Source organism: Corynebacterium comes (genome assembly GCF_009734405.1).
Lineage (GTDB): Bacteria > Actinomycetota > Actinomycetes > Mycobacteriales > Mycobacteriaceae > Corynebacterium > Corynebacterium comes.
This window is the reverse complement of record NZ_CP046453.1, coordinates 426,275-452,079: the sequence shown is the minus strand read 5'-3', so window position 1 is coordinate 452,079 and position 25,805 is coordinate 426,275. Positions and strand designations below refer to the sequence as shown.

Here is a 25,805-nt window from a genome sequence, read left to right as displayed (position 1 = left end):
CCAAGTATTTCGTCGATCACTGGATGTTCACGTCGACGCTGGCCGGAAGGTCGATGCGCATGAGCGCGTCAACCGTCTTCGGCGTCGGGTCGAGGATGTCGATGAGGCGCTTATGAGTGCGCATCTCGAAGTGCTCGCGAGAATCCTTGTACTTGTGGGGAGAACGAATAACGGCGTACACGTTCTTCTCGGTGGGCAAAGGCACAGGTCCAACGACGCGGGCACCCGTACGGGTGACAGTCTCGACGATCTTCTTAGCGGATGCGTCGATCGCCTCGTGGTCGTAGGCCTTAAGCCGAATGCGGATTTTTTGTCCGGCCACGCTTATCCTCTTCCTCGCTTGTCCCACATCCGTGATGGAGCGGTGGGAATTCGCTTTTCGATTTCTCTATAACGTTGTCCGGGCAATGGGCCTGGGCACAACGCCAGTTCCTGACTGCCATGACTGGCCGGGAGGTTTCCGGGGCGATGAACAAACAACACCCGGTAGTGCTCCTGACGGGGTACAAGACCCGTGTGTCAAGTTAGGAAGGGATCAGTTATCTCGCGATAAGCGTGGGCCCTTGCGTACTGCCGCTGTTTATTTGCCATGCCCCTTCTCCGGTTCCACGCTCGGGTGTGTCCAACCTGTGAAGGCGACTTTGACCCGATTGCAGAGCCTTCCCAGCCGGTCCAGCAGGACTGTCTGACGAAGGTGTCATGTTCGCCTCACCAGCGACGATGACCACATGGCTATGCCCGGGCAAACGTCGTGTTAAAGCAACCTACGTATTAAACCATGTCACACACCCGAAACACAATCCGCCGGCTGAACTACTATGGGCATCACGCAAGCATCCTCATTGTTGTAGGAGCCACATCATGTCGGAGCAGAACCTGACGCCAGGCACGACCCCTGCCGTCCCTACCGGAGCCACCGGGACCACCGGAGTCGCCGGATCCACCGGAGCCCCCGCCTCCCGGGGGATCACCCGGATCGAGGACATCGTCGTGAGCAAGATCGCCGGCCTGGCCACCCGGGAGGTTTCGGGTGTGCACTCGCTGGGCGGGGGAACGGCCCGCGTGGTCGGCGCCCTCCGCGATTCCTTCGCCGGCTCCCCCACCCTCAGCCAGCCGGGGGTCCACGTCGAGGTGGGTGAACACCAGGCTGTGGTGGACGTGACCATCGTCGCCGAATTCGGGGTGGCCATCCATGAGCTCGCGGAGGCGATCCGCCGCAACGTCATCACCGCGATAGAGCGGATGACCGGCCTCGAGGTCACCGAGGTCAATGTCCTCGTCCACGACGTCCACCTCGATTTCGGCCCCGAAGAGGATCCCGATGCCCAGCAGCCCGACCACGCCCCGCGCGTTCAGTAGCGCCGACCCGGTCGACCGTGCCGTCGCCGACCGGCTGTCCGCCGGGATCCGCGCCCTCCCCGGGGTCGCGGGCCTGCATGCCGGCAGGTACGGCGACATCGCCCTGCTCTACCCCCGGCACCGCGTCAACGGCCTGCGCCGCACCCCCTCGGCCCTCGAAGTGCACCTCGTCGTCGACCTGGACCACCCGCGACCACTGGCGGAGATCGCGGCGATGGTGCGCGGCGTGGTGAAGCATTCTCTGGACGTCCCCGTCGACGTCCACTTCGACGAGGCCACCGGAGGACCCTCATGAGCAGGCACACACTCACCGGCGCCCTGATCGGGCTGGCACTGGCCTTCGCCGTCATCCTCGGCGGTTGGGCGGGGTTGCTCTACGCGCTCGTCTTCGGCGCTGTCGGCGGCCTCATCGGCGCACACCTGGACCGGCGCATCGATCTGCGCACCCTCTTCCGCAACCTCGGGGGTCGGGGCTGAATGGGAGTGAAAATCAGCGACCGGGCGGTTTCCCGCATCGTGGCCGCCGCCGCCGCGTCGGTACCCGGCACCATCGAACTCGGCCGCAGTCTCGAACGCCCCGCCGGCAGGACCTACCCGCGTTTCGACGTCATCGTCGACGACACCTCCCGCACCTGCAGCATCGAGGCCTTCATAGCCGTCGCCTGGCCTTCGCCCGTGACCACCGTCGCCCTGACGGTGCGCACCACCATCGCCGACTGGGTCCGCGACTACACCGGCCTCGCCGCCACCCACGTCAACGTGGTGGTCGGTCCCGTCGTCCGCGGGCGTCCCGTCCCGGCCGAGCTTCTCGACGCCCACCCCACCCGACCCCGCCTCCGCCCTGTCACCGTCCACCCGACCCCGGTCCGGCCGCCCCACACCCGACCGCCGGTGCCGCTGCGGCCGATCACCGTGAGGGGGAACCGTGTCCGCTGACCGCCGCCCCCCACGTGCGAACCCCTGGGCCCGCTACGCTGCGGTGTTCCTGGGGCTGATCCTGCTGGCCGTGGCGGTCGTCTGCGCCCGGGAGCTGTGGCTGCGTAACTCCCGGTCGATCCACTGGGAGAGCTGGGTGAATCCGATCGTCATGACCATCGGCAACGCCACCTTCCAACCCTGGATGCTTCCCGCCGGCCTGGGCGCCCTGCTTCTCGGCGGCTTCCTGGTGTGGGTCGCTGTCCGTCCCCGCACACGGACCCACCGTGCCGTCGCCTCCGAGGCATCCGTCTGGATGCGTCCCGTCGACATCGCCCGGATGCTCTCCGGCGCCGCCCTCGCCGTGCCCGGTGTGGCCACGGCCGCCAGCCACGTCTCCGGCCGCAGCGCCACCGTCAGCATCACCACCGGGTTCGGGGACGCCGATCTCTCCCCCGCCGTCGACGCCACCCTCACGCCCCTGCTGGCGGACCTGGGGCTCGACCTCAACCTGCGGGTCCGCCGGCGCCCACTGGAGGAGGCCAACCGATGAACAACCGGATCGCACTCTTTGACCGCACCGTCGTCCTCATCACCGGATTGCTCGCACTCGCCGGCGGGGCCTGGGTCATCGGGCTATTCCTCAATGTCCCCTTCGCCCAGAACCTTGCGGACCTGATCGATTTCCCCGCCTGGCGTGCCGCCCCCGAGCAGGTCTGGTTCGACCTCGCACTCGTCGGCATCCTCCTGGTGAGCGCGGTCATCGGCGGATTTCTCATCGCCCTCAACCTGCGCCGATACCGGATCAACCGGGTCGTCTCCCCCACGTCCGACGACCGCGGCACCATCGAACTCGACCTGGCCACCCTCGCCGACGCCATTGCCAGGGAGGTGGAGGAGCTTCCCCGGGTCGACGCAGTCCACGCCAACGTCGCGGATTCCTGGGACAGGCCGACGATGACCCTCACCGTCCGGGCCCGCGCCGATGCGGACGTCCCTGCCCTGCGGAGTGCACTCAGCCGGACCGAAAGACAGTTCCGCGCGGCCACGCCGGGCATTGATGTCGACACCATCTTCAAACTCCACCTGTTCCCCGTCGAGCGCTGACCGCCGCCACCGGGGAGGTGCGTTCACTCGCTGAGGGGTTCGTCCTCCAGAAGGAGAATGTCCCGGACCTCCGCGTACTCCAGTGCTCGCCCACCACCGGGGCTCCGCACCACCAGCGGCTGCCCCGGGCTGCAGGCCACGAGCGAGTCCCACGGGCGGGCCTCGTGGTCCAGGCTGCGCCGGCCCGCTGTGAAACGGTCGAAACCGTGGGAGAGGACGACGGTGTCCCCGTCCCTGAGGGTCACCAGATACACCGCGTCCCCCAGATCGCGGCGCCGGATGCCGGTGAGATCGGCGATGCCGGGATCCGGGGAGGCGTCGAGAAGCGAGATGCGCGCGAGCACCCCCAGGCGGTGATCGATCCCCTCCGCGGAGGTGATCACCAGCGGGGAACCGACGAAGGCCGGACGGATCGTGGCGTAGTCCCACACCCCGGGCTGCGCGGAGACACCGGGGCGACGGACGATGACCCGCCACGGGTCCACCATCACGCGGTGCTCGGGGGACTCGGTGAGGAGGAGGTAGCGGGAGGTGACGCGGGCGTCGACAAGCGGGAGCGTTCCGGGATGGGTGCGCTCGGTCGTGGACAGGGCGCGGAGCAGATCCTCGTCGGAGGCGCCCCAACCGACTCCCTGGTTGGCCAGGATCCCGAAAAGCGTCGGCAGGGAGAGCTCGGGCTGCCCCTCCCACGCACGGCGGACGGCGTCGAGTACGCCCGGTATGCGCATGGGGTCCTGCACGGCGGCTAGATGTTCCGGGCGGAGACGGTATTGGAGCCCGGGACAGCCTCGGCGATGTCGTTGCCCAGTGCCACGATGCGGTTGTTCTCGTCGACGTGGACGATGCGCGGCTCATACTCGAGGGCCTCGTCGAGGGTGGCCTGCAGGTAGGAGATGAGGATGACGATGTCCCCCGGGTGGATCAGGTGCGCCGCTGCACCGTTGATGCAGATCTCGCCGGTGCCGGGGCGGCCGGTGATGACGTAGGTCTCCAGGCGGGCGCCGTTGGTGACGTCGACGATCGCGACCTTCTCCCCCTCGATGAGGCCGGCTGCTGCGAGCAGGTCGGCGTCGACCGTGACGGAACCCACGTAGTTGAGGTCCGCCTGGGTGACCGTGGCGCGGTGGATCTTACTGCCGAGGATGGTTCTGAGCATGAGAAAGAAGATACCCGCAGAAACCCAAATACCAAAAGAGCCCGGAGGAAAATTCCTCCGGGCCCTTTCAGATCAGATACGTGAAGTGTATTACTTCAGGATCTTGGTGACGCGGCCAGCGCCGACGGTGCGGGAGCCCTCGCGGATAGCGAAGCGCAGGCCCTCATCCATGGCGACCGGCTGGATCAGGGTGACGGTCATGTCGACGTTGTCGCCCGGCATGACCATCTCGACGCCCTCCGGCAGCTTCACGACGCCGGTGACGTCGGTGGTGCGGAAGTAGAACTGCGGGCGGTAGTTGTCGAAGAACGGGGTGTGACGGCCGCCCTCATCCTTGGACAGGATGTAGACGGAACCCTCGAACTCGGTGTGCGGGGTGTAAGCGCCCGGCTTGATGATGACCTGGCCGCGCTCAACGTCCTCGCGCTTGATGCCGCGGAGCAGCAGACCACAGTTGTCGCCGGCCTCGGTGTAGTCGAGGAGCTTACGGAACATCTCGATACCGGTCACGATGGTGGACGTGGCCTTCTCCTTGATGCCGATGATCTCGACTTCCTCGTTCACCTTGAGGGAGCCACGCTCGACACGACCGGTGACGACGGTGCCACGACCGGTGATGGTGAAGATGTCCTCGACCGGCATCAGGAACGGCTTGTCGGTGTCGCGGATCGGGTCCGGGACGGAGTCGTCGCAGGCCTGCATGAGCTCCAGGACGGAGTCGACCCACTTCTGCTCGCCGTTCAGGGCGCCCAGAGCGGAGATGTGGACGATCGGGGCGTCCTCGTCGTAGTCCTGCTCAGCCAGAAGCTCGCGGACCTCCATCTCGACGAGCTCGATGATTTCCTCATCGTCAACCATGTCGCACTTGTTCAGGGCGACGAGGATGTAGGGAACGCCAACCTGGCGGGCCAGGAGCACGTGCTCACGGGTCTGCGGCATCGGGCCATCGGTGGCGGCGACGACGAGAATGGCACCGTCCATCTGAGCAGCACCGGTGATCATGTTCTTGATGTAGTCGGCGTGGCCCGGGGCATCGACGTGCGCGTAGTGGCGCTTCGGGGTGTTGTACTCGACGTGGGAGATGTTGATCGTGATGCCACGCTCCTTCTCCTCCGGCGCCTTGTCGATGGCGTCGAAAGCGAAAGCTTCGTTCTCATCCGGGTACGCGTCAGCCAGGACCTTGGTGATGGCGGCCGTGGTGGTGGTCTTGCCGTGGTCGACGTGACCGATGGTACCGATGTTGACGTGGGGCTTCTTACGCTCGAACTTGGCCTTTGCCACTGTATGTCCTCCTGGACTTCATGGTGGCTACGACGTTCGCAGCCACGTTGGTTGACAGTCGTCATCACCATCCGACCCTGTGACAGGTCGGCGTCAATAACGATTTCACAATGTGCCAGTTACACGATCCTAGATTTCTACCGCTGTTTTTTCAAACCGCAGCCCGGGTTTCCGGACCGTGCGAACACGGCTGTGAATCCGGGATCTCACAGGGGGTAACGGCCGGCTCAGCCGCCACCTCGAAGAAGGTGGTTGCTCAGCCCGACCGCTACCCTCCCATGATGTCGGACACACTACCCCGCTTCCCGACGCCGGCACGGGGCATCGGGAAGCATTCAGGGAAGTGGCTCCGACGGGAGAGAGATCCGACTAGTTGCCGGTGCGCTCGGCGATGATCGCCTCGGAAACGCTGGCGGGAACCTCAGCGTAGGAGTCGAAGACCATGGAGTAGTTTGCACGACCCTGGGTCTTGGAGCGCAGGTCACCGACGTAGCCGAACATCTCGGACAGCGGAACCTTAGCCTTGACCAGCTTGGCGCCGGCACGGTCCTCCATGGCGTTGACCTGGCCACGGCGGGAGTTGACGTCACCGATGACGTCACCCATGTACTCCTCCGGGGTGGTGATCTCCACGGCCATGAGCGGCTCGAGCAGAACCGGCTTGGCCTTGGCGACGGCCTCCTTCAGAGCCTGGGAGCCGGCGATCTTGAACGCCATTTCCGAGGAGTCGACGTCGTGGTACTGGCCGTCGAGCAGGGTGGCCTTGACGTTGACCAGCGGGAAGCCTGCCAGGTAGCCGTACTGCATGGCGTCCTGGATACCAGCGTCAACGGAGGGGATGTACTCCCTCGGGATACGGCCGCCGGTGACGGCGTTCTCGAAGTGGTACAGAGGGTTCTGGCCCTCCTCCAGCTCGTCCTCGCCCGGGGCGTAGGGCTCGATGGAGATGATCACCTTAGCGAACTGACCGGAACCACCGGTCTGCTTCTTGTGGGTGTACTCGAGCTTCTCGACGGGCCTGCGGATGGTCTCGCGGTAGGCGACCTGCGGAGCGCCGACGTTGGCCTCGACCTTGTACTCGCGACGCATGCGGTCGACGAGGACGTCGAGGTGGAGCTCGCCCATGCCGCCGATGACGGTCTGGCCGGACTCCTCGTCCTGGGTGACGGTGAAGGTGGGGTCCTCCTCCGCCAGTTTCTGGATCGCGGTGCCCAGCTTCTCCTGGTCGGACTTGGTCTTCGGCTCGATGGCGACCTGAATGACCGGGGCCGGGAAGTCCATGGACTCCAGGATGATCTGGTTGTCGGTGGCGCAGAGGGTGTCACCGGTGGTGGTGTCCTTCAGGCCGATCACGGCGAAGATGTTGCCCGCGCGGGCCTCCTCCACCGGGTTCTCCTTGTTGGAGTGCATCTGGAAGATCTTGCCGATGCGCTCCTTCTTGCCCTTGGTGGAGTTGGCCACCTGGTCACCCGGGACCGCGCGACCGGAGTAGACGCGGATGTAGGTGAGCTTGCCGAAGAACGGGTGCGCGGCAATCTTGAAGGCCAGGGCCGAGAACGGCTCGTCGGCGGAGGGCTTACGCACCAGGACGGTGGAGTCGTCTCCGACGGCGTGGCCTTCGACCTCGCCGATGTCCAGCGGGTTCGGCAGGAAGTCGATGACGGCGTCGAGCAGGGGCTGAACGCCCTTGTTCTTGTAGGCGGTACCGCAGTAGACCGGGTAGATCTCCGAGTTGACGACCATCTTGCGGATCGCGCCCTTGATCTCGTCGATGGTGAGCTCTTCGCCACCGAAGTACTTCTCCATGAGAGCCTCGTCGGACTCGGCGACGGTCTCCAGGAGCTTCTCGCGGTACTCCTCGGCCTTCTCCTGCAGCTCGGCCGGGATCTCCTCGACGGAGGCCTCGGTGCCGATCTCGGTCTTGCCGGGCCACATCAGGGCCTTCATCTGGAGCAGGTCGACGACGCCGTCGAAGTCATCCTCAGCGCCGATCGGCAGCTGCATGACCAGCGGCTTCGCACCGAGGCGGTCGATGATGGTGCTGACGGTGTAGTAGAAGTCAGCACCGAGCTTGTCCATCTTGTTGACGAAGCAGATACGCGGCACGTCGTACTTGGCGGCCTGACGCCAGACCTGCTCGGACTGCGGCTCCACGCCCTCCTTGCCGTCGAAGACGGCGACAGCGCCATCAAGGACACGCAGGGAACGCTCGACCTCGACGGTGAAGTCGACGTGACCCGGGGTGTCGATGATGTTGATCTGGTTGTTGTTCCAGAAACAGGTGACGGCAGCGGAGGTGATCGTGATGCCACGCTCCTTCTCCTGCTCCATCCAGTCAGTGGTGGAAGCACCGTCGTGGGTCTCGCCAACCTTGCGGTTGATGCCGGTGTAGAAGAGGATGCGCTCGGTGGTGGTGGTCTTACCGGCATCGATGTGTGCCATGATGCCGATGTTGCGGACCTTGCTCAGGTCCTTAAGCACTTCTTGTGCCACAGTCTTACCCCAACTTGTAGATCTTTGACGTCCGGGGCGGGTGTGCCTCAGGCGTCGTCGGTGGATAGTTCTCGTTCAATTCTGCCATTGATTGCCCGCGCCGGCATCAGCGGGAGAAATACTTCCCCGCATCAGGCCCTGCGGCACCCAATGATCACGCGTCATGAGCCGTCCCGAGGTATCACCCTCGAAAGACACCAATGGCCCACCGACGAGTCGGTTCACGGCCGACCCGACCGAGCCACCATGACGGTGGGCCGGTGAGAGGCGGTCGCGGACACGACTGTCGACTGGGCCATGTGTGGTTTCTGTCCTACTACCAGCGGTAGTGGGCGAAGGCGCGGTTGGCCTCTGCCATCTTGTGGACGTCCTCGCGGCGCTTCACGGATGCACCGAGACCGTTGGACGCATCCAGGATCTCGTTGGCGAGACGATCGACCATGGTGTTTTCACGACGCTGACGGGTGAAGGTCACCAGCCAACGCAGTGCCAGGGTGTTGGAGCGGCCCGGGCGGACCTCAACCGGAACCTGGTAGGTGGCGCCACCGACGCGGCGGGAGCGGACCTCGAGGTCCGGGCGGATGTTGCCCAGAGCCTTCTCGAGGGTACCGACCGGATCGGTGCCGGTCTTCTCACGGCAGGCCTCGAGGGCGCCGTAGACGATGCGCTCGGCGGTGGACTTCTTACCGTCGATGAGCACCTTGTTGACGAGCTGGGTCACAACCTCAGAGCTGTAGACCGGGTCCTTGACTACGGGACGCTGGGGAGCACGGTTCTTACGCATTCTTTACTGTCCCTTCTTGGCGCCGTAGCGGGAACGGGCCTGCTTGCGGTCCTTGACACCCTGGGTGTCGAGGGTGCCGCGGACGATCTTGTAACGGACACCCGGGAGGTCCTTCACGCGGCCGCCGCGAACGAGCACCATGGAGTGCTCCTGCAGGTTGTGGCCCTCGCCCGGAATGTAGGCGGAGACCTCAATGCCGGTGGTCAGGCGCACGCGGGCGACCTTACGCAGAGCGGAGTTCGGCTTCTTGGGGGTGGTGGTGTACACGCGGGTGCACACGCCACGACGCTGCGGGGAACCCTTGAGGGCCGCGGCGTTGACCTTTGCGGTCTTGTCGTGGCGACCCTTGCGGATCAGCTGCTGAATAGTGGGCATATCCGTCTTTCTGTGTTGATCGGCTTATCCGGCCGGATGAGCCGACCGAGAAAACTTGCTGAGAGTCTCTTTCTCGCCTGCGACGTGGCCGCACGTCTTTTAAACGTGCGAAAGCCCGTCGGCCGCTCTCGCTGGCTTACGGGGAAAGTGCAGGCCCCCACCATGGAGAAGTGGGACTAGCTGTTGACCCTACAGCAGGACAACTCTTCAGCCCAAATCCCTCCCCACCACGGCCTGCCCGGAAAGTGGGGGCCGATCGAGGAATCGCCGGTAGGACGCCGGAAATTTTCCCGGAAACTCTCCCGCAACCCCGAAAAGGGGTGCCCTTCCAGCGCCGGGACCCCCACCCAGATATAGATGGCCATCTTCGCCACCGGAGCCAAAGAACCACTACATGTAGCGATTGTGACCGCTTTCCACAACCAGCCATAGTGCCTATCGCGCCAATCATGATTACCTACATATCCGTAATTACAACTTATGGTGGATGCCGTGACCATGACTGAGAACTTCTCCCCATCCGGCCCCTGCCCGCAGAACGAGCGCCACGAACTTCCGCGTGCCGTCGACCCGGCGAGCACCATCGACGAATACCTCAACCGTTCCGACTGGCGCGTCAACGCCAACGCCAACCAGGACTACTCCCTCGGGGGGATGATCCTGAACACCTCGGGCAAGGTCGTCGCCAACTACTGGCTCGACCACGTCTTCACCGCCGAGGCCGGCTCCGCCCACCGCGACGGCGACATCCACATCCACGACCTGGACATGCTCTCCGGCTACTGCGCCGGCTGGTCCCTGCGCCAGCTGCTCGAGGAGGGATTCGGCGGCGTTCCGGGCACCATCTCCTCCGCCCCACCGAAGCACTTCTCCTCAGCCTGCGGACAGATCGTCAACTTCCTGGGCACCCTGCAGAACGAATGGGCCGGCGCCCAGGCGTTCTCCTCCTTCGACACCTACATGGCACCGTTCGTCCGCCTGGACAACCTCTCCTTCGAGCAGGTCCTGCAGTTCATGCAGGAATTCGTCTTCAACCTCAACGTGCCCAGCCGCTGGGGCACCCAGACCCCCTTCACCAACCTCACCTTCGACTGGACCTGCCCCGAGGACCTGAAGGACAACGTCCCCCTCATCGGCGGCGAGCCGGTGGACTTCGCCTACGGCGACCTGCAGCCCGAGATGGACCTGGTCAACCGCGCGTTCATCGAGGTGATGAGCCGGGGGGACGCCGACGGACGCCCCTTCACCTTCCCCATCCCCACCTACAACATCACCAGGGACTTCGACTGGGACTCGGAGAACACCCGCGCCCTGTTCGACATGACCGCCCGTTACGGTCTCCCCTACTTCCAGAACTTCATCAACTCCGACCTCGACCCCGGCATGATCCGCTCCATGTGCTGCCGCCTGCAGCTGGACCTGCGCGAGCTGCTCAAGCGCGGCAACGGCCTCTTCGGCTCCGCCGAGCTCACCGGCTCCATCGGCGTGGTCACGCTGAACTGCTCGCGTCTGGGCCACGAATACGCCGGTGACGAGAACTCGCTCCTGGCCCGGGTCACGGAGCTGGTCCACCTGGGCGTCGATACGCTCGAGCGTCGTCGCACCTTCGTCGCCGATCAGATGGAACGCGGCCTGTACCCCTACACGAAACGCTGGCTGCCCAGCCTGGACAACCACTTCTCCACCATCGGCGTCAACGGCTGCAACGAGATGGTGCGCAACTTCACCGGGGACGCCTACGACCTGAGCGATCCGCGGGGCCACGAACTGGTGCTGCGCCTGCTCGACCACATCAACGGCCTGCTGGTCGACGCTCAGGAATCCACGGGGCACCTGTTCAACCTCGAGGCCACCCCGGCCGAGGGCGCCACCTACCGCCTGGCCAAGGAGGACATCAAGCGCTTCCCGGGCATCCTCCACGCGGGCACCGACGAAGAGCCCTACTACACCAACTCCTCCCAGCTCCCCGTCGCCCACACCCCGGATCCCTTCGCAGCGCTCAGCGCCCAGGAGGACCTGCAGGCGAAGTACACCGGCGGCACCGTCCTGCACCTCTACATGGGTGCGGCCATGAGCTCGGGTGAGGCCTGCGCGACCCTGGTTCGCCGCGCGCTGAGCAACTTCCGTCTGCCCTACATCACCATCACCCCGACCTTCTCCATCTGCACCGACCACGGTTACCTCTCCGGCGAGCACCCGGAGTGCCCGCAGTGCGGCGGCCCCACCGAAATGTGGACCCGCGTGATGGGCTATTTCCGGCCGGTGTCCAGCTTCAACACGGGAAAGAAGGGTGAGTTCCATGAGCGCCTCTACTACAGCGAAGCCCACGTGTGACCTGCCGATCGCCGGGATCATCCCGTTCTCGGCGACCGACTGGCCGGGCAGGCTGACGGTCACCGCTTTCACCCAGGGCTGTCCCCTGCGGTGCGTGTACTGCCATAACCCCTCCCTGCAGGAGTTCCGCCCCGGCGCCCACGATTTCGCCGAGGTGCTGGAGCTTCTCGACGCCCGCCGCGGCCTCCTCGACGGCCTCGTCATCTCCGGCGGGGAGCCGACCGCCTCCCACGGGCTGGCTGAGGCCATCGCCGCCACCCATGACATGGGCTTCCGGGTCGGACTGCACACCTGCGGCTATGCGCCCAACCGGTTGGCGAAGCTGTTCGAGCGTCCCGACACCACCCCGGACTGGATCGGACTCGACGTGAAGGGCCTGCCGCAGGACATGCCCGCCGTGGCCGGCTGTACCCTGCCGGTCGCGCAGGCGTCCTGGCGCTCGCTCGACCTGATGGCCGCCTCGGGCATCGAACTGCAGGTGCGCACCACGCTGTGGCGGGGCTCCGTGCTCGAGGAGCATCTTCCCGAGCTGAAGGAGAAGGTGGGGGGTTACGGGCAGGAACTGGTGGTCCAGTGGGCCCGCGACTGCGACGCCGACGGCCACTATCAGGGGCAGAGCGCGGCGGCCTGAACACTCGTAACATCGGTGGCATGAGTGAAATCCCTCCCCGCCTCCGCGCCAGCGACGACGACCGCAACCGGGTCAATCTAGTCCTCAGCCAGGCCTTCTCCGAGGGCCGGATCAACTTCGAGGAGTTCGACCAGCGCACCGGACAGGTCCTCGCCGCCCGCTTCCGGGATGAACTGTCCTCACCGCTGACCGATCTCCTGCCCGACCCCACCGTGGTGTTCGACGGCCCCCTGCCGGCCGTGCTTCCCGACAACTCCCCCGCTTTTGTGGGCCGTGCGTCTCCGGCACCGGCCCGCCGTCAGGTGACGGGCGAGCAGGGCGGCAGTACCTTCAGCCTCGCCATCATGGGTGGCACCGACAGGCGCGGCGACTGGCTGATCGCACCCGTGCACACCTCGATCGCGCTCATGGGCGGCAACGGGCTCGACCTCACCGAGGCGCGGCTGGCGGCACAGGAGACCATCATCTACGCCGTCGGCATCATGGGCGGGGTGGAGATCCTCGTCCCGGAGGACGTCCGCGTCTTCAGCGAGGGGGTGGGCATCATGGGCGGCTTCGGCATCAGCACCGACCCGGAGGTGACGCTCCGCATGGAGGAGCTTCCCGCCGATGCCCCGGTTGTCCGCGTGCGCGGCCTCGGCCTGATGGGCGGGGTGGAGGTCAAGCGCGTCCCCCGTCCCTGAGCCGGCTCTGGGCCGTCAACGAGAAAAATGACCCCGTCCCACTGGCTGTGGGACGGGGCCATTGTTCATGCACCGTGACTAGAGCTGGAACTCCTCGTCCAGCGGCACGGAGGCACCGGTGAATTCGGCGTAGCCGTCATCACCGTAGATGGAGTCACCGTAGGTCGGGATCGAGTAGGCCGCGTTGCGGGCCGCCTCGGTGGGCTTGACCTCGATGTTGCGGTAACGGGAGATACCGGTACCGGCCGGGATCAGCTTACCGATGATCACGTTCTCCTTGAGACCGATGAGCTGGTCGGAGCGCTTGTTGATCGCGGCGTCGGTAAGCACACGGGTCGTCTCCTGGAAGGAGGCGGCCGAGAGCCAGGACTCCGTGGCCAGCGAGGCCTTGGTGATGCCCATGATCTGGTCGCGCAGCTCCGCCGGCTGACCACCCTCGGCACGGATCGCCGCGTTGATGCGGCGTGCCTCGGTGAGGTCGACCAGGGTGCCCGGCAGGAAGTCGGTGGAACCGGCGTCGATGACGGTGCCGCGACGCAGCATCTGGCGGATGATGATCTCGATGTGCTTGTCGTGGATGGCCACACCCTGGGTGCGGTACACGGCCTGCACTTCGTCGATGAGGTGCTTCTCGACGCCGCGGCGGCGCAGCACGCGAAGCACGTCGTGCGGGTCGGCGGGGCCGCGGAGCAGGCGCTCGCCGAGTTCCACGTGATCACCGTCGCGCAGGGTGCGCTCGATGAACACCGAGGGGTTGTTGTCCATCGGGACCTTGACCTGGGCGAGACCCTGTCGCTTGGACAGCTTCTCGTAGATCTCCTCCTCGTTGCCGTCGTCGGAGGTCAGCGTCAACTTGTAGAAGTTGCCGTCGTCCTCAAGCGCGACAGTGCCGGAGAACTCCGCGATCGGGGAGGCGTTCTTCGGCACGCGGGCCTCGAACAGCTCCTGCACACGCGGCAGACCGCCGGTGATGTCACCACCGACACCACCCTGGTGGAAGGTACGCATGGTCAGCTGGGTACCCGGCTCACCGATCGACTGGGCGGCGACGATGCCGACGGCCTCGCCGATGTCCACCAGCTGGCCGGAGGCCATGGACTTGCCGTAGCACTTCGCGCAGACACCGGTCGGGGTCTGGCAGGTCAGCACGGAGCGGACCTTGACCTCGTTGATGCCACGGGCCACGAGCTCGTCGATGGCGGATTCGGTGAGGTCGGCGCCGGCCTCGAAGAGGACCTCGCCGTCTGCACCGTTGACCTCGGTGGCCAGAACACGACCGGACACGGAGGTCTCCACCAGCGAGTGGCGGGAGTGGCCGCTGACGTTGCCGTCAGCGCCCTTGATCTCCACTGCCACCGGCACGCGGACACCCTGGCGGGTGCCGCAGTCGTCCTCGCGGACGATGACGTCCTGCGCCACGTCGACGAGACGACGGGTCAGGTAACCGGAGTCGGCGGTACGCAGAGCGGTATCCGCCAGGCCCTTACGGGAACCGTGGGAGTTGTTGAAGTACTCGAGAACCGACAGTCCCTCACGGAAGGAGGTCTTGATCGGACGGGTGATGTAGTCACCCTTCGAGTTCACCACCATGCCCTTCATGCCTGCCAGGGTCCAGATCTGGCGCATGTTACCGGCGGCACCCGACTTCACGATCATCGGAATCGGGTTGTCGTCCGGGTACAGGTCCTCGACGGCCTTACCCACCTTGTTGGTGGCGTCCTGCCAGAGCTCGACGAGACGGTCGTAACGGTCACGCTCACGGAGCGCACCCTTGACCCAGAACTTGTGCTCGATCTCGCGGGCCTCGGCCTCGTAGGTCTCGAGGATCTCCTCCTTGTTGGGGAGGACCAGAACGTCGGACATGGCGATGGTGACGCCGGAACGGGTCGACCAGTAGAAGCCCGCGTCCTTCATCTTGTCCATCGTCTGCGCGACGGTGATCATCGGGTACTTCGCGGCGAGGTCGTTGATGACGTCGCCGAGCATGATGAAGCCCGTGCCGCCGCCCTTACGAACCATGACGCCCTCGAGGTACGGGTAGTTCCACGGCAGCAGCTCGTTGAACATGACGCGACCCAGAGTGGTGTGCGCGGTCCAGACCTGACCCTGCTCCCAGCCGTCGGGGAACTGCTCCGCCTCGACGTCGGCCGGGGGACGCAGGTGGGAGATCCGCACGCGGATCGGAGCCTGCAGACCCAGGACACCACGGTCACGGGCCATGATGGCCTCGGCGAAGGACGAGTAGTCGCCCGTTGCCGGACCGTTCTCGCCGGCCGGACGGTATGCGCCCTGGCCGCCGATCTCGTCCTCCCGCTTGTTCATGGTGAGGAAGTACAGACCGGTCACCATGTCCAGACGCGGCATGGCCAGCGGCTTACCGGACGCCGGGGACAGGATGTTGTTCGAGGCGAGCATGAGGATGCGTGCCTCGGCCTGCGCCTCAGCGGACAGCGGCAGGTGGACTGCCATCTGGTCACCGTCGAAGTCGGCGTTGAAGGCCTCACACGCCAGGGGGTGCAGCTGAATGGCCTTACCCTCGACGAGCTTGGGCTCGAACGCCTGGATGCCCAGTCGGTGCAGGGTGGGTGCACGGTTGAGCATCACCGGGTGCTCGGAGATGGCCTCTTCCAGCACGTCCCAGACCTCGGGGCGCTGACGCTCGACCATGCGCTTCGCGGACTTGATGTTCTGCGCGTAGTCGTTCTCCACCAGTCGCTTCATCACGAACGGCTTGAACAGCTCGAGGGCCATCAGCTTGGGCAGACCACACTCGTGGAGCTTCAGCTGCGGACCGACGATGATGACGGAACGGCCGGAGTAGTCGACACGCTTACCCAGCAGGTTCTGACGGAAGCGACCCTGCTTGCCCTTGAGCAGATCAGACAGGGACTTCAGCGGACGGTTGCCCGGTCCGGTGACCGGACGGCCACGGCGACCGTTGTCGAACAGTGCGTCGACGGACTCCTGCAGCATGCGCTTCTCGTTGTTCACGATGATCTCGGGCGCGCCGAGTTCAATCATGCGCTTGAGGCGGTTGTTGCGGTTGATCACGCGACGGTACAGGTCGTTGAGGTCCGAGGTGGCGAAGCGGCCACCGTCGAGCTGGACCATCGGACGCAGCTCCGGCGGGATGACCGGGATGCAGTCGAGGACCATGCCGGCCGGGTCGTTGCCGGAACGCAGGAACGCGGCGACGACCTTGAGGCGCTTGAGGGCGCGCATCTTCTTCTGGCCCTTGCCCTCATTGATGATGGTGTGCAGTTCTTCGGACTCGGCCTCGAGATCGAAGTTGCGGATGAGGGTCTGGATCGCACCGGCACCCATGCCGCCGGTGAAGTAATCCTCGTAGCGGTCCATGAGCTCTTCATAGACGGTCTCGTCGATGATCATCTGCTTCGGAGCCAGCTTGATGAAGGTCTGCCAGATCTCCTCGAGACGGACGACCTCACGCTCCGCACGCTCGCGGATGTACTGCATCTCCTTGTCGGCTGCAGTCTGCACCTTGCGACGTGCGTCAGCCTTGGCGCCGGCGGCCTCGAGCTCGGCGAGGTCCTCCTCCAGCTTGGCGGCACGCTCGGCGATCTCGGACTCGGCTTCAGCCTCGACGTCCTTCTTCTCCAGGAGCATGTCCGCCTCGAGGGTGGACTGGTCGTTGTGACGGGCCTCCTCGTCGACGGAGGTGATGATGTTCGCGGCGAAGTAGATGATCCGCTCGAGATCCTTCGGAGCGAGGTCCAGCAGGTAGCCGAGACGGCTCGGGACACCCTTGAAGTACCAGATATGGGTGACCGGTGCGGCCAGCTCGATGTGACCCATGCGCTCACGACGCACCTTGGACTTGGTCACCTCGACGCCACAGCGCTCACAGATGATGCCCTTGTAACGGACTCGCTTGTACTTGCCGCAGGCGCACTCCCAGTCACGGGTCGGGCCGAAAATGCGCTCGCAGAAGAGACCGTCCTTCTCCGGCTTGAGGGTGCGGTAGTTGATGGTCTCCGGCTTCTTGACCTCGCCCTTGGACCAACGGCGGATGTCGTCGGCGGTGGCCAGGCCGATGCGGAGCTCTTCGAAGAGGTTTACGTCGAACACGTAACTCCCTTTCCCCTCCCGGTGTGGAGGGATTGAATGGCGAATATCAGATTAGAGGTTAGGAGGCGTCGACGTCGGAGCGCTCGTCGTGGGACAGGTTGATGCCCAGCGAGGATCCACCGCCGTCGAGATCGTCGTCATCGTCACCGGACAGCTCCATCGGGGTGCCGTCGGCGGCGAGGACCTCGACGTTCAGGCACAGGGACTGGAGCTCCTTGAGGAGAACCTTGAAGGACTCCGGGATACCCGGATCCGGGATGTTCTCGCCCTTGACGATGGCCTCGTACACCTTGACACGGCCGACGACGTCATCGGACTTGATCGTCAGCAGCTCCTGCAGGGTGTAGGCGGCGCCGTATGCCTGCATCGCCCACACCTCCATCTCACCGAAGCGCTGGCCACCGAACTGGGCCTTACCACCGAGCGGCTGCTGGGTGATCATGGAGTACGGACCGGTGGAGCGGGCGTGGATCTTCTCGTCCACCAGGTGGTGGAGCTTGAGCAGGTACATGTAGCCCACGGAGACCGGGTACGGGAACGGTTCGCCGGAGCGGCCGTCGAAAAGCATCGCCTTGCCGTTAGCGTCGACCATGACGTCGCCGTCACGGTTCGGCCGGGAGTTGGCGAGCAGGCCGGCGATCTCCTGGTTGGAGGCGCCGTCGAAGACCGGGGTGGCGGTCAGCGAGTTGGCCGGGACGTCGTAGAGCTCCTCAGGGAGGGTCTCGATCAGCTCGGCGTTCTCAATGGCAGCCGGGTCGACGGTCCAGCCGGCGGCGGCGAGCCAACCGAGGTGGATCTCCAGAACCTGACCGATGTTCATACGACGCGGCACACCGTGGGTGTTCAGGATGATGTCCACCGGGGTGCCGTCCGGCATGAACGGCATGTCCTCCGGCGGCAGGATCTTGCCCACGACGCCCTTGTTGCCGTGGCGGCCGGCGAGCTTGTCGCCGTCCTGGATCTTGCGCTTCTGGGCCACGTGAACGCGGATCATCTCGTTGACGCCCGGTGCCAGATCGTCGTCGTCCTCACGGGCGAAGCGACGGACACCGATGACCTTGCCGTTCTCACCGTGCGGCACCTTCATGGAGGTGTCACGGACCTCACGGGCCTTCTCGCCGAAGATGGCGCGCAGCAGGCGCTCCTCCGGGGTCAGCTCGGTCTCGCCCTTCGGGGTGACCTTACCCACGAGAATGTCGCCCGCACGGACGTCAGCACCGATGCGGACGATGCCGCGGTCGTCGAGGTCGCGCAGGACGTCCTCGGAGACGTTCGGGATCTCACGGGTGATCTCCTCGGCGCCCAGCTTGGTGTCGCGGGCATCGATCTCGTGCTCCTCGATGTGGATCGAGGTGAGGATGTCCTCCTCCACGATGCGCTGGTTGAGGATGATGGCATCCTCGTAGTTGTGGCCCTCCCACGGCATGAACGCGACCAGCAGGTTACGTCCCAGCGACATCTCACCGTTGTGGGTGCCCGGACCGTCGGCGATGACCTGGCCGGCCTCGACGCGCTCGCCCATGTTGACCAGCGGCGTCTGGTTGTAGCAGGTGCCCTGGTTGGTGCGCTCGAACTTGCGCAGCAGGTAGGTGTCGCGGATGCCTTCGTCGTCCATGATGGTGATCAGGTCGGCGGAGACGTTCTCGACGACGCCGGACTTCGGCGTGATGACCATGTCACCGGCGTCGTAGGCGGCGCGCTTCTCCATGCCGGTGCCCACGTAGGGGGCCTCGGCGCGGACCAGGGGAACGGCCTGACGCTGCATGTTCGCACCCATGAGGGCACGGTTGGCGTCATCGTGCTCGAGGAACGGAATCATGGCGGTGGCCACGGAGACCATCTGACGTGCGGAGACGTCGATGAAGTCGACGCCCTTGGCGTCGGTGACGGCGATGTCGCCGTCCTTCACACGGACCTCGATGCGGTCGGAGGTGATGTTGCCTTCACCGTCACGCTCGACGGAGGCCTGACCGATGGCGTAACGGTCCTCCTCGTCAGCGGTGAGGTAGTGAACCTCATCGGTGACCTTGCCGTCGACGATCTTGAGGTACGGGGTCTCGATGAAACCGAAGGCGTTGACGCGCGCGTAGGACGAGAGCGAACCGATCAGACCGATGTTCGGGCCCTCAGGAGTCTCAATCGGGCACATGCGGCCGTAGTGGGACGGGTGCACGTCCCGGACCTCGATGCCGGCACGCTCACGGGACAGACCGCCCGGGCCGAGGGCAGACAGACGACGCTTGTGGGTCAGACCCGACAGCGAGTTGTTCTGGTCCATGAACTGGGACAGCTGGGAGGTGCCGAAGAACTCGCGGATCGCGGCCGAGACCGGACGGACGTTGATCAGCGAGGTCGGGGTGATGGACTCCGCGTCCTGGGTGGTCATGCGCTCGCGCACGACACGCTCCATGCGGGACAGGCCGACGCGGACCTGGTTCTGGATGAGCTCACCCACGGTACGCAGACGACGGTTGCCGAAGTGGTCGATGTCGTCGGTGTTCACCGGGATGGTCTCACCGGTCGGCGAGGTCATGGCGCGCTCACCGGTGTGAAGGCGAACCAGGTACTCGAGGGTGGTGGCGATGTCTTCTTCGGTCAGGGTCATCAGACCGTCGTGGTCGCCGCCGAGGCCGAGCTTGCGGTTGACCTTGTAGCGGCCGACCTTGGCCAGGTCGTAGCGCTTCGCGCGGAAGAAGGAGTTGTCGAGCAGGGAGCGCGCGAGATCGCGGGTGGGCTGCTCGCCCGGACGCTGCTTGCGGTAGATCTCCAGCAGAGCCTCGTCGACGTTGGCCACACCATCGGACTCGAGGGTGGACATCATGATCTCGGAGAAGCCGAAGCGTTCCTTGATCTGCTCGGTGGTCCAGCCCAGGGCCTTCAGCAGGACGGTGACGGGCTGACGACGCTTGCGGTCGATGCGGACGCCGACGGTGTCGCGCTTGTCCACGTCGAACTCCAGCCACGCACCACGCGACGGGATGACCTTGACGGAGTGCAGCGGACGCTCGGTGGACTTGTCGATCGTCTGATCGAAGTACACACCGGGAGAGCGGACGAGCTGGGAGACCACGACACGCTCGGTGCCGTTGACGATGAACGTGCCCTTCTCGGTCATCATCGGGAAGTCACCGATGAAGACGGTCTGGGACTTGATCTCCTGGGTTTCGTTGTTGATGAACTCAGCAGTCACATACAGTGGTGCGGAGTAGTTGATGTCCTTGTCCTTGCACTCATCGATGGTGTGCTTGACATCCTCGAATCGCGGAGCGGACAGGGAGAGGGACATGTTCTCGGAGTAGTCCTGGATCGGGCTGAGCTCGTCGAGAATGTCCTCGAGACCACTGGTGACGTGGGCTTCCGGCCCACGCTCCTCCTGCTGGCGGGCGCGCCACTCGGGCGTACCGATCAGCCATGCGAAGGATTCACGCTGCAGGTCAAGGAGACCCGGAACCTCAATCGGCTCAGCGTTCTTCGAGAACGAATAACGCTTGGGAGTTCCGGGGATGTCGGCCACTGACTTGGTCTGGCGGGAGACTGCCAAGATGGGTCCTTCCAGCACCTCACGCGGGACGATGGTCGCTCTGGCTTGCAACCACCGAAACCGCTGGTAAATTTAGCATTCGGTCTGCTGTGGAATGAGCGTCCCCAGATAGCACAAAATCACCTTGTCAAGTCGACTTTTCCAGGCCGACAGATCAAGGTTTAGGTGATGGCCAGAGACGAATTCCAGCGCAAAGAAGCAGCCTATATCAATATCGCCGCATTGTAAAGCGCAGCGCCACGCCGGTTGTCATCCGGATTTACGCGGGGACTCTACCACGACTTTCCGGGGGCCACTCGACCACTCGGCCGGTGTCCCCCACCATCCGCTTATCGACGCCGCCGTCCCCCGAACACACCGAACGCACCCACCAGCCCCAGCAGCGCCAGGACCGCGCCGATTCCGATGACCACCTGACGCACGGTGTCCACGAGCGCGGGGTCCCGGATCTCGGCGGCCTCCCCGAGGTGAGCGTCGATCTGCTCCTGCGCCATCCGCCCCTCGAAGAGGAGCACCTGCTCGCGCTTCTCCCCGTCGACCGTGCCGTAGTAGGCGTCCACGTCCTCCCGGATCTCCACCACCAGGCCTGAGACGCGGTCCACGAGGATGTCCCGGGTGACCGAGTGGAAGAGATAACCCCGCTCCTCGTCCGGGAAGGTGGTGGTGTTGAAGGGAGAGGCGTAGAGCTCCGCCACGTTGGTCGACCCGATCTCCTGCCGGTAGCGGTAAACGGTGCGGCCGTTCATGTCGAGCTCCTCGACGAACTCCGCCGGGCGGGTCTGCCGCAGTTCGGGGTCGAACACCTCATAGGTGGTCTGCTCGGCTCCGGAGGGGAATTTCAGCCACACGCCCTCCACCGGAACTTCGCTCACCGGGCTCGCCAGCTGATCGGTGAGGGTCGCCGGAGTGGTGAACTGGCCGGTGGCGCGGTCCACGGCGAAGGTCCACACCTCGGCGGTGATGAGCCTGTCCAGCTCCTCCTGCTGACTGTCACGCATCAGGGTCTCCCCCACCCGCAGCGTCGCGGTCTCTTCACCCGCGGGGTTCTGGATCTCCATGTGCAACTGACGCGAGACAGGCACCTCGAGCACACGTCCACCCGGATCGGTCATCAGCCGCGTCTGTGCCTCGTCGTCGGTGAGCGTCCACGTCGTGGCCTTCAGATCCAGCGGGAGCCGGCTGTCCTCGTGGAGGAAACGAGGGGCCACCAGACCCGCCACCAGCAGCGTGATGCCCACGCTGATCAGGAGGAAAGAGAGGAGACGGGACTTTGGCAGCATGGAGGCGAGTCTACCTGTCGCCCGAAACCAATCCGCAGTCGACGGTGAATCGGGAAAACCCCGCTCCATCCGGGAAAGGATGGAGCGGGGTTCGCGCGAAAAAGGTTCCTCTTACTTGAGGGTGACCTTGGCGCCGGCCTCTTCGAGCTTGGCCTTGGCAGCCTCTGCATCTTCCTTGGAAGCGCCCTCGATGATGGCCTTCGGTGCGCTCTCGACGAGCTCCTTGGCTTCCTTCAGGCCCAGGCCGGAGACGAGCTCGCGGACAGCCTTGATCACGCCGATCTTCTTGGCGCCGGCATCTTCGAGCACGACGTCGAACTCGCTCTGCTCCTCAGCAGCGGCCTCTCCACCAGCGGCGCCTGCAGCGGCGACGGCGACGGGAGCGGCAGCGGTGACCTCGAAGACCTCTTCGAATTCCTTGACGAACTCAGAGAGCTCGATCAGGGTCATCTCCTTGAAGGCCTCAATGAGCTCGTCCTTGGTGAGCTTAGCCATGGTGGCTTCCTTTCTTTGTGGGCCTGATTCAACAGGCCCGGATGTGTGGGGATTGAACTGTTGCGCCGTAGTGGCGACTTACGCTTCCTTCTTCTCCTGGAGCGCAACGGCGAGCCGTGCGACCTGGGAAGCGGGGGCGTTGAACAGGCCTGCGGCCTTTGCCAGATTGCCCTTCATGGCACCGGCCAGCTTCGCGAGAGTGGTCTCGCGGTTGTCCAGCTCGGCGATGGCCTTGACCTGGTCGGCAGACAGAGCGTTGCCGTCCATGTAGCCACCCTTGACGAGGAACGCCTTGTTTTCATCGGCGAACTTCTTCATGACCTTGGCGGCGTCGACGCCCTCACCCTTGATGAAGGCGACGGCGGTCGGGCCGGTCAGGAGCTCGTCAAGACCCTCGATGCCCTGTTCCTGGGCAGCGATCTTGATAAGGGTGTTCTTGGCGACGGAGTACTGGACTTCAAGGCCGAGAGAGTTACGCAGTTCAGAGATCTGCGCAACGGTCAGGCCGCGGTACTCGGTGAGGACAACGGAGGAAGCCTCCTCGAACTTGGCCTTGAGCTCTGCGAGCTCAGCCTGGTTCTTCGCGTTTGCCATTACTTCGCCTCCTTCCAATTACGTGTCGTGTTGATCCGCCGGGACCTTCTTCAATGAAAAAGGCCCCGTGCAAGAGCACAGGGCACATCATCTCCCACAAGGAAGGTGGTGGCTCTAAAGCGTCTCCTGCGTGGGCCGTTCCAGTGTCCTGGAAGCCTTCGATCCTTTCGGATGACCGACGGTCTTCGGTGAAACTTGAGCGGGGCCTTTTTAGGGGCCGTTCAAACTTCGTTGCATAATGTTAGTGCCGACCCCCCGGATCATCCAAATCACCCGCCAACGAGGCCCGCGCCATGCGTTGCAGTACCGCCGACACAGCCTCGACGTCGGCGCCCGACTGGGTGACCAGTTCGGCGCCGCGCTGGATCGCGGCGTCGATGAGCGGACGGACGATGTCCACCCCCTCGCCGAGCAGGGTGCGCAACGCCGGCTCCAGACCGTTGTGGGCCCGCTGCACGCGCTCGTCGACGAAAGCTCCGGGGTAGGCCTGAGCCGCGACCATGAGCGGCCCGTGCGAACCTTCCACGAACAGCCGGAGGGTCACGCGGACGTAGGCGGCCAGGCGATCCCCGGGATCGGTTCCGGCCCCCTCGAGCTTCCCTGTGAGTTCCTGCAGCCAGGCGGGGATGGTCTCCAGCAGCAGCTGGATGACCATGTCCTCCCGGGAGGACACGTAAAGGTAGACGCTGGAGCGTGCCAGCCCGACTTCGGTGGCGACCTCAGCGAGGGTGGGAACTTTCCCACCCCCCGCGACGATCAACTTCTCTGCGGCGTCCAGCACCGCGCGGTGCTGGACCGCACGATGCTGGGCAACCGTGGCCTCCGAGATCCTGGGCATGCCCTGAGCCTAGTCCCCCGCGGTCAACCGCCCATCGACCATCTGATAGACGCGGTCACAGTACTCGATCACCTCGAGGTCATGGGTGACCATGACACCGGCGACCCCGAGTTCATGGCACTCGTCGGCGAGCAGTCGGACGATCTCGTGGGAGCGCTGCCTGTCCAGGGCTGCAGTGGGTTCGTCCACCAGCAGCAGATCGGGTCCACCGACGAGCGCCCGGGCGATACCGATGCGCTGCCTTTCGCCGCCGGACAGCGTGGCGGGCCGGTGACCGGCACGGTGCTGCATTCCCACGGCGGCGAGCAGTTCATCGTTGCTCCGTCGGCCGCGACGACCCAGCACCCGGGCGGCGAGCTCGAGCTGGTCCCGGGCGCGGAGTGCGGAGGGGAGGTTCCCCGAGGACTGGAAGACGAAGCCGATGTGTTCCCGACGGATCCGGGCCAGCTCGGCGTCGGCCATCCCGGTGACCTCCTCGCCCGCCACCCGGACATGGCCCGCGTCGGGCGTGGTGAGCGCGCCGGCGACCGCCAGCAGAGTGGATTTTCCGGAGCCGGAGGGGCCGACCACAGCGATGAATTCGCCGGGGTGGACCGTCATCGACACACGGTCGAGGGCATGCACCTCGGAGTCTCCGTCGCCGTAGCTGACGCGGACGTCATCGAGAACAAGAGCGGGTGTGGTCATCGGTTCTCCCCCAGTGCGGTGAGCGGATCGGTGCGGGTGACGCGGTAGACGGAGATCAGCGCACCGAGCAGTCCCGCGATGAACAGCATGGCCGCGCCGCCGAGAATCGGGCCGACCTCGGTGGCGTAGGGCATGGCGGTGCTCTCCAGCCAGAGGCCGAGGGCGACGGCCAGCGCCACGCCCACGCCGATGGAGAGCGCGAGAATGATCACGGCCTGACCGAGACTGTCGCGCAGCAGGAAGGCCCTGGTCGCACCCATGGCCCGCATGACGGCGATGTCACCGGCGCGCTGGATGGTCCAGACGAGGAAGAACGCACCGGTGACCAGAGCGGTGATGATGTAGAGGAACCACTCGATCATGGACAGCGTCATGGTTTCCGGGCCATAACCGGGCGAGGACTGGAAGCTCTCCGCCAGGGTGCGGACGTCCAGGCCCGAGGATGTGGTGAGCATCTCGACGTCCGCACCCGAGGAGCGGGCCACGATGACGGACGCCTCTTCATAGGCACGCGACGGGGCCCCCTCCCCCGTACGGGCGCCGGCATGGACCTCCTGCCAGACGTCCATCGGGACGTAGGCGAGATCAACATGGCCGAAAGTACGCTGACCTTCGGCGAAGCCGATGACGTTGAGTTCAGTCTCCAGGCGGTCGATGGTGATGGTGTCGCCGACGCTGATGCCGGCGTCCTCCATCGTCCCGGAGAGGATCACGTCATGAGGGGTCGGGGTGGGCTGGCCGTCGGCACGTTCCGGGCTCATCGTAGGCAGGCCCTCCGGCGCGATGAAGGAGCCGGGCTGGACGCCGATGAGGGTGAGGTCCACCGGCGTGCCGTCCTGGTTGCGGGCGTTGACGATGGTCAACCCCATCGGGGCCGTGTCCTCGACGCCGTCGACGGCCGCGAGGTCATCTGCCTGGTCGAGCTGCACGACGGAGCGGGTGAACGCGGAATCGGTCTGCGTGCCGTCCGCGAAGGCGATGACGTCCGCATCCAGGGCCTTCAGGCCGGAGACACCGTCGTTGACCAGTCCGGCGGTGAGGCCGGAAATGATGACGATGAGGATGGACATGAGGGCCAGGACCAGGCCCATCAGTAGAAATCGGGTGCGCGCGAAGAGCATGTCGCGCCAGGCTAGGAACATGAGGTGGGGCTCCGGTCAATG

Annotated in this window: 24 protein-coding genes; 9 read left to right on the top strand and 15 right to left on the bottom strand. The window is 65.1% G+C overall.

What is annotated here, in order from left to right:
• Positions 1-16: 16 nt before the first annotated feature.
• Entirely contained in the window at positions 17-322 is a 306-nt protein-coding gene (gene rpsJ / locus CETAM_RS02220; RefSeq protein WP_003848085.1) for a 30S ribosomal protein S10, read from the bottom strand.
• A gap of 539 nt (positions 323-861) precedes the next feature.
• Between rpsJ and CETAM_RS02215 the strand changes: the two genes are divergently transcribed.
• Genes CETAM_RS02215 through CETAM_RS02190 form a run of 6 tightly spaced genes read left to right on the top strand, consistent with a single transcriptional unit; the run spans position 862 to position 3,381 of the window.
• On the top strand, positions 862-1,359 hold the full coding sequence (locus tag CETAM_RS02215; RefSeq protein WP_156226879.1) for an Asp23/Gls24 family envelope stress response protein: 498 nt from the start codon (positions 862-864) through the stop codon (positions 1,357-1,359).
• Positions 1,322-1,654 (top strand): hypothetical protein, encoded by a 333-nt coding sequence (locus CETAM_RS02210; RefSeq protein WP_156226878.1) that lies wholly within the window; start codon positions 1,322-1,324, stop codon positions 1,652-1,654. The genes CETAM_RS02215 and CETAM_RS02210 overlap by 38 nt, the downstream gene beginning before the upstream one ends.
• Complete coding sequence (locus tag CETAM_RS02205) at positions 1,651-1,836, top strand: hypothetical protein (RefSeq protein WP_156226877.1); 186 nt, start codon at positions 1,651-1,653, stop codon at positions 1,834-1,836. The genes CETAM_RS02210 and CETAM_RS02205 overlap by 4 nt, the downstream gene beginning before the upstream one ends.
• Positions 1,837-2,295: an Asp23/Gls24 family envelope stress response protein gene (locus CETAM_RS02200; protein ID WP_156226876.1), complete on the top strand. Its 459-nt coding sequence runs from the start codon at positions 1,837-1,839 to the stop codon at positions 2,293-2,295. It abuts the gene before it with no gap.
• The gene (locus CETAM_RS02195) at positions 2,285-2,827 is read left to right on the top strand and encodes a DUF6286 domain-containing protein (protein WP_156226875.1); all 543 of its coding nucleotides are present in this window, start codon (positions 2,285-2,287) and stop codon (positions 2,825-2,827) included. The genes CETAM_RS02200 and CETAM_RS02195 overlap by 11 nt, the downstream gene beginning before the upstream one ends.
• Positions 2,824-3,381 (top strand): Asp23/Gls24 family envelope stress response protein, encoded by a 558-nt coding sequence (locus tag CETAM_RS02190; RefSeq protein ID WP_156226874.1) that lies wholly within the window; start codon positions 2,824-2,826, stop codon positions 3,379-3,381. Before CETAM_RS02195 ends, CETAM_RS02190 begins: the two co-directional genes overlap by 4 nt.
• Before the next feature lie 23 nt (positions 3,382-3,404).
• On the opposite strand, the gene CETAM_RS02185 is transcribed toward CETAM_RS02190, so the two are convergent.
• The 6 genes from CETAM_RS02185 to rpsL form a co-directional block, all read right to left on the bottom strand.
• Positions 3,405-4,109: a hypothetical protein gene (locus CETAM_RS02185; RefSeq protein WP_156226873.1), complete on the bottom strand. Its 705-nt coding sequence runs from the start codon at positions 4,107-4,109 to the stop codon at positions 3,405-3,407.
• A 17-nt stretch (positions 4,110-4,126) separates the two neighbouring features.
• Positions 4,127-4,537 (bottom strand): aspartate 1-decarboxylase, encoded by a 411-nt coding sequence (panD, locus tag CETAM_RS02180; protein ID WP_156226872.1) that lies wholly within the window; start codon positions 4,535-4,537, stop codon positions 4,127-4,129.
• Between the two features lie 90 nt (positions 4,538-4,627).
• Positions 4,628-5,818 (bottom strand): elongation factor Tu, encoded by a 1,191-nt coding sequence (tuf, locus tag CETAM_RS02175; protein ID WP_156226871.1) that lies wholly within the window; start codon positions 5,816-5,818, stop codon positions 4,628-4,630.
• Positions 5,819-6,187: 369 nt separating this feature from the next.
• Positions 6,188-8,311 carry an elongation factor G gene (fusA, locus tag CETAM_RS02170; protein ID WP_156226870.1) on the bottom strand — a complete coding sequence of 708 codons (2,124 nt, stop codon included), beginning with the start codon at positions 8,309-8,311 and terminating at the stop codon, positions 6,188-6,190.
• A gap of 316 nt (positions 8,312-8,627) precedes the next feature.
• Entirely contained in the window at positions 8,628-9,095 is a 468-nt protein-coding gene (rpsG, locus tag CETAM_RS02165) for a 30S ribosomal protein S7 (RefSeq protein ID WP_156226869.1), read from the bottom strand.
• Positions 9,096-9,098: 3 nt separating this feature from the next.
• Positions 9,099-9,470, bottom strand: coding sequence for a 30S ribosomal protein S12 (gene rpsL / locus CETAM_RS02160; protein WP_042620700.1), 372 nt, complete (start codon positions 9,468-9,470; stop codon positions 9,099-9,101).
• Between the two features lie 498 nt (positions 9,471-9,968).
• On the opposite strand from rpsL, the gene CETAM_RS02155 reads away from it, so the two are divergent.
• The 3 genes from CETAM_RS02155 to CETAM_RS02145 are packed head-to-tail and all read left to right on the top strand — an operon-like array spanning position 9,969 to position 13,118.
• On the top strand, positions 9,969-11,804 hold the full coding sequence (locus tag CETAM_RS02155) for a ribonucleoside triphosphate reductase (RefSeq protein WP_156229330.1): 1,836 nt from the start codon (positions 9,969-9,971) through the stop codon (positions 11,802-11,804).
• On the top strand, positions 11,770-12,435 hold the full coding sequence (locus tag CETAM_RS02150; protein WP_156226868.1) for an anaerobic ribonucleoside-triphosphate reductase activating protein: 666 nt from the start codon (positions 11,770-11,772) through the stop codon (positions 12,433-12,435). Before CETAM_RS02155 ends, CETAM_RS02150 begins: the two co-directional genes overlap by 35 nt.
• A 20-nt stretch (positions 12,436-12,455) precedes the next feature.
• A complete protein-coding gene (locus CETAM_RS02145; RefSeq protein ID WP_156226867.1) occupies positions 12,456-13,118 on the top strand; it encodes a DUF1707 SHOCT-like domain-containing protein in 663 nt (220 codons plus the stop codon).
• 78 nt (positions 13,119-13,196) lie between these two features.
• Here the strand turns inward: CETAM_RS02145 and CETAM_RS02140 are convergent, their stop codons facing one another.
• The 8 genes from CETAM_RS02140 to CETAM_RS02105 all read right to left on the bottom strand — a co-directional run bounded on the left by CETAM_RS02140 (position 13,197) and on the right by CETAM_RS02105 (position 25,784).
• The gene (locus tag CETAM_RS02140) at positions 13,197-17,207 is read right to left on the bottom strand and encodes a DNA-directed RNA polymerase subunit beta' (protein ID WP_156226866.1); all 4,011 of its coding nucleotides are present in this window, start codon (positions 17,205-17,207) and stop codon (positions 13,197-13,199) included.
• A gap of 58 nt (positions 17,208-17,265) precedes the next feature.
• On the bottom strand, positions 17,266-20,766 hold the full coding sequence (rpoB, locus tag CETAM_RS02135) for a DNA-directed RNA polymerase subunit beta (protein ID WP_197085778.1): 3,501 nt from the start codon (positions 20,764-20,766) through the stop codon (positions 17,266-17,268).
• Between the two features lie 311 nt (positions 20,767-21,077).
• Positions 21,078-22,028: a DUF3068 domain-containing protein gene (locus CETAM_RS02130; protein WP_156226864.1), complete on the bottom strand. Its 951-nt coding sequence runs from the start codon at positions 22,026-22,028 to the stop codon at positions 21,078-21,080.
• A gap of 111 nt (positions 22,029-22,139) precedes the next feature.
• Positions 22,140-22,523 (bottom strand): 50S ribosomal protein L7/L12, encoded by a 384-nt coding sequence (gene rplL / locus CETAM_RS02125; protein ID WP_156226863.1) that lies wholly within the window; start codon positions 22,521-22,523, stop codon positions 22,140-22,142.
• Positions 22,524-22,601: 78 nt separating this feature from the next.
• Entirely contained in the window at positions 22,602-23,117 is a 516-nt protein-coding gene (gene rplJ, locus CETAM_RS02120) for a 50S ribosomal protein L10 (protein WP_156226862.1), read from the bottom strand.
• Positions 23,118-23,358: 241 nt separating this feature from the next.
• On the bottom strand, positions 23,359-23,955 hold the full coding sequence (locus tag CETAM_RS02115; protein WP_156226861.1) for a TetR/AcrR family transcriptional regulator: 597 nt from the start codon (positions 23,953-23,955) through the stop codon (positions 23,359-23,361).
• 9 nt (positions 23,956-23,964) lie between these two features.
• On the bottom strand, positions 23,965-24,642 hold the full coding sequence (locus CETAM_RS02110; protein WP_156226860.1) for an ABC transporter ATP-binding protein: 678 nt from the start codon (positions 24,640-24,642) through the stop codon (positions 23,965-23,967).
• On the bottom strand, positions 24,639-25,784 hold the full coding sequence (locus tag CETAM_RS02105; protein ID WP_156226859.1) for an ABC transporter permease: 1,146 nt from the start codon (positions 25,782-25,784) through the stop codon (positions 24,639-24,641). Before CETAM_RS02105 ends, CETAM_RS02110 begins: the two co-directional genes overlap by 4 nt.
• Positions 25,785-25,805: the final 21 nt, after the last annotated feature.

What these genes read in the sequence shown, in the direction of transcription:
- CETAM_RS02215 (WP_156226879.1), top strand. Translation starts at nt 862, where the DNA reads ATGTCGGAGCAGAACCTGACGCCAGGCACGACCCCTGCCGTCCCTACC.
- CETAM_RS02210 (WP_156226878.1), top strand. Translation starts at nt 1,322, where the DNA reads ATGCCCAGCAGCCCGACCACGCCCCGCGCGTTCAGTAGCGCCGACCCG.
- CETAM_RS02205 (WP_156226877.1), top strand. Translation starts at nt 1,651, where the DNA reads ATGAGCAGGCACACACTCACCGGCGCCCTGATCGGGCTGGCACTGGCC.
- CETAM_RS02200 (WP_156226876.1), top strand. Translation starts at nt 1,837, where the DNA reads ATGGGAGTGAAAATCAGCGACCGGGCGGTTTCCCGCATCGTGGCCGCC.
- CETAM_RS02190 (WP_156226874.1), top strand. Translation starts at nt 2,824, where the DNA reads ATGAACAACCGGATCGCACTCTTTGACCGCACCGTCGTCCTCATCACC.
- CETAM_RS02185 (WP_156226873.1), bottom strand. Translation starts at nt 4,109, where the DNA reads ATGCGCATACCGGGCGTACTCGACGCCGTCCGCCGTGCGTGGGAGGGG.
- panD (WP_156226872.1), bottom strand. Translation starts at nt 4,537, where the DNA reads ATGCTCAGAACCATCCTCGGCAGTAAGATCCACCGCGCCACGGTCACC.
- rpsG (WP_156226869.1), bottom strand. Translation starts at nt 9,095, where the DNA reads ATGCGTAAGAACCGTGCTCCCCAGCGTCCCGTAGTCAAGGACCCGGTC.
- rpsL (WP_042620700.1), bottom strand. Translation starts at nt 9,470, where the DNA reads ATGCCCACTATTCAGCAGCTGATCCGCAAGGGTCGCCACGACAAGACC.
- CETAM_RS02155 (WP_156229330.1), top strand. Translation starts at nt 9,969, where the DNA reads ATGACTGAGAACTTCTCCCCATCCGGCCCCTGCCCGCAGAACGAGCGC.
- CETAM_RS02150 (WP_156226868.1), top strand. Translation starts at nt 11,770, where the DNA reads ATGAGCGCCTCTACTACAGCGAAGCCCACGTGTGACCTGCCGATCGCC.
- CETAM_RS02145 (WP_156226867.1), top strand. Translation starts at nt 12,456, where the DNA reads ATGAGTGAAATCCCTCCCCGCCTCCGCGCCAGCGACGACGACCGCAAC.
- CETAM_RS02130 (WP_156226864.1), bottom strand. Translation starts at nt 22,028, where the DNA reads ATGCTGCCAAAGTCCCGTCTCCTCTCTTTCCTCCTGATCAGCGTGGGC.
- rplL (WP_156226863.1), bottom strand. Translation starts at nt 22,523, where the DNA reads ATGGCTAAGCTCACCAAGGACGAGCTCATTGAGGCCTTCAAGGAGATG.
- rplJ (WP_156226862.1), bottom strand. Translation starts at nt 23,117, where the DNA reads ATGGCAAACGCGAAGAACCAGGCTGAGCTCGCAGAGCTCAAGGCCAAG.
- CETAM_RS02115 (WP_156226861.1), bottom strand. Translation starts at nt 23,955, where the DNA reads ATGCCCAGGATCTCGGAGGCCACGGTTGCCCAGCATCGTGCGGTCCAG.
- CETAM_RS02110 (WP_156226860.1), bottom strand. Translation starts at nt 24,642, where the DNA reads ATGACCACACCCGCTCTTGTTCTCGATGACGTCCGCGTCAGCTACGGC.
- CETAM_RS02105 (WP_156226859.1), bottom strand. Translation starts at nt 25,784, where the DNA reads ATGTTCCTAGCCTGGCGCGACATGCTCTTCGCGCGCACCCGATTTCTA.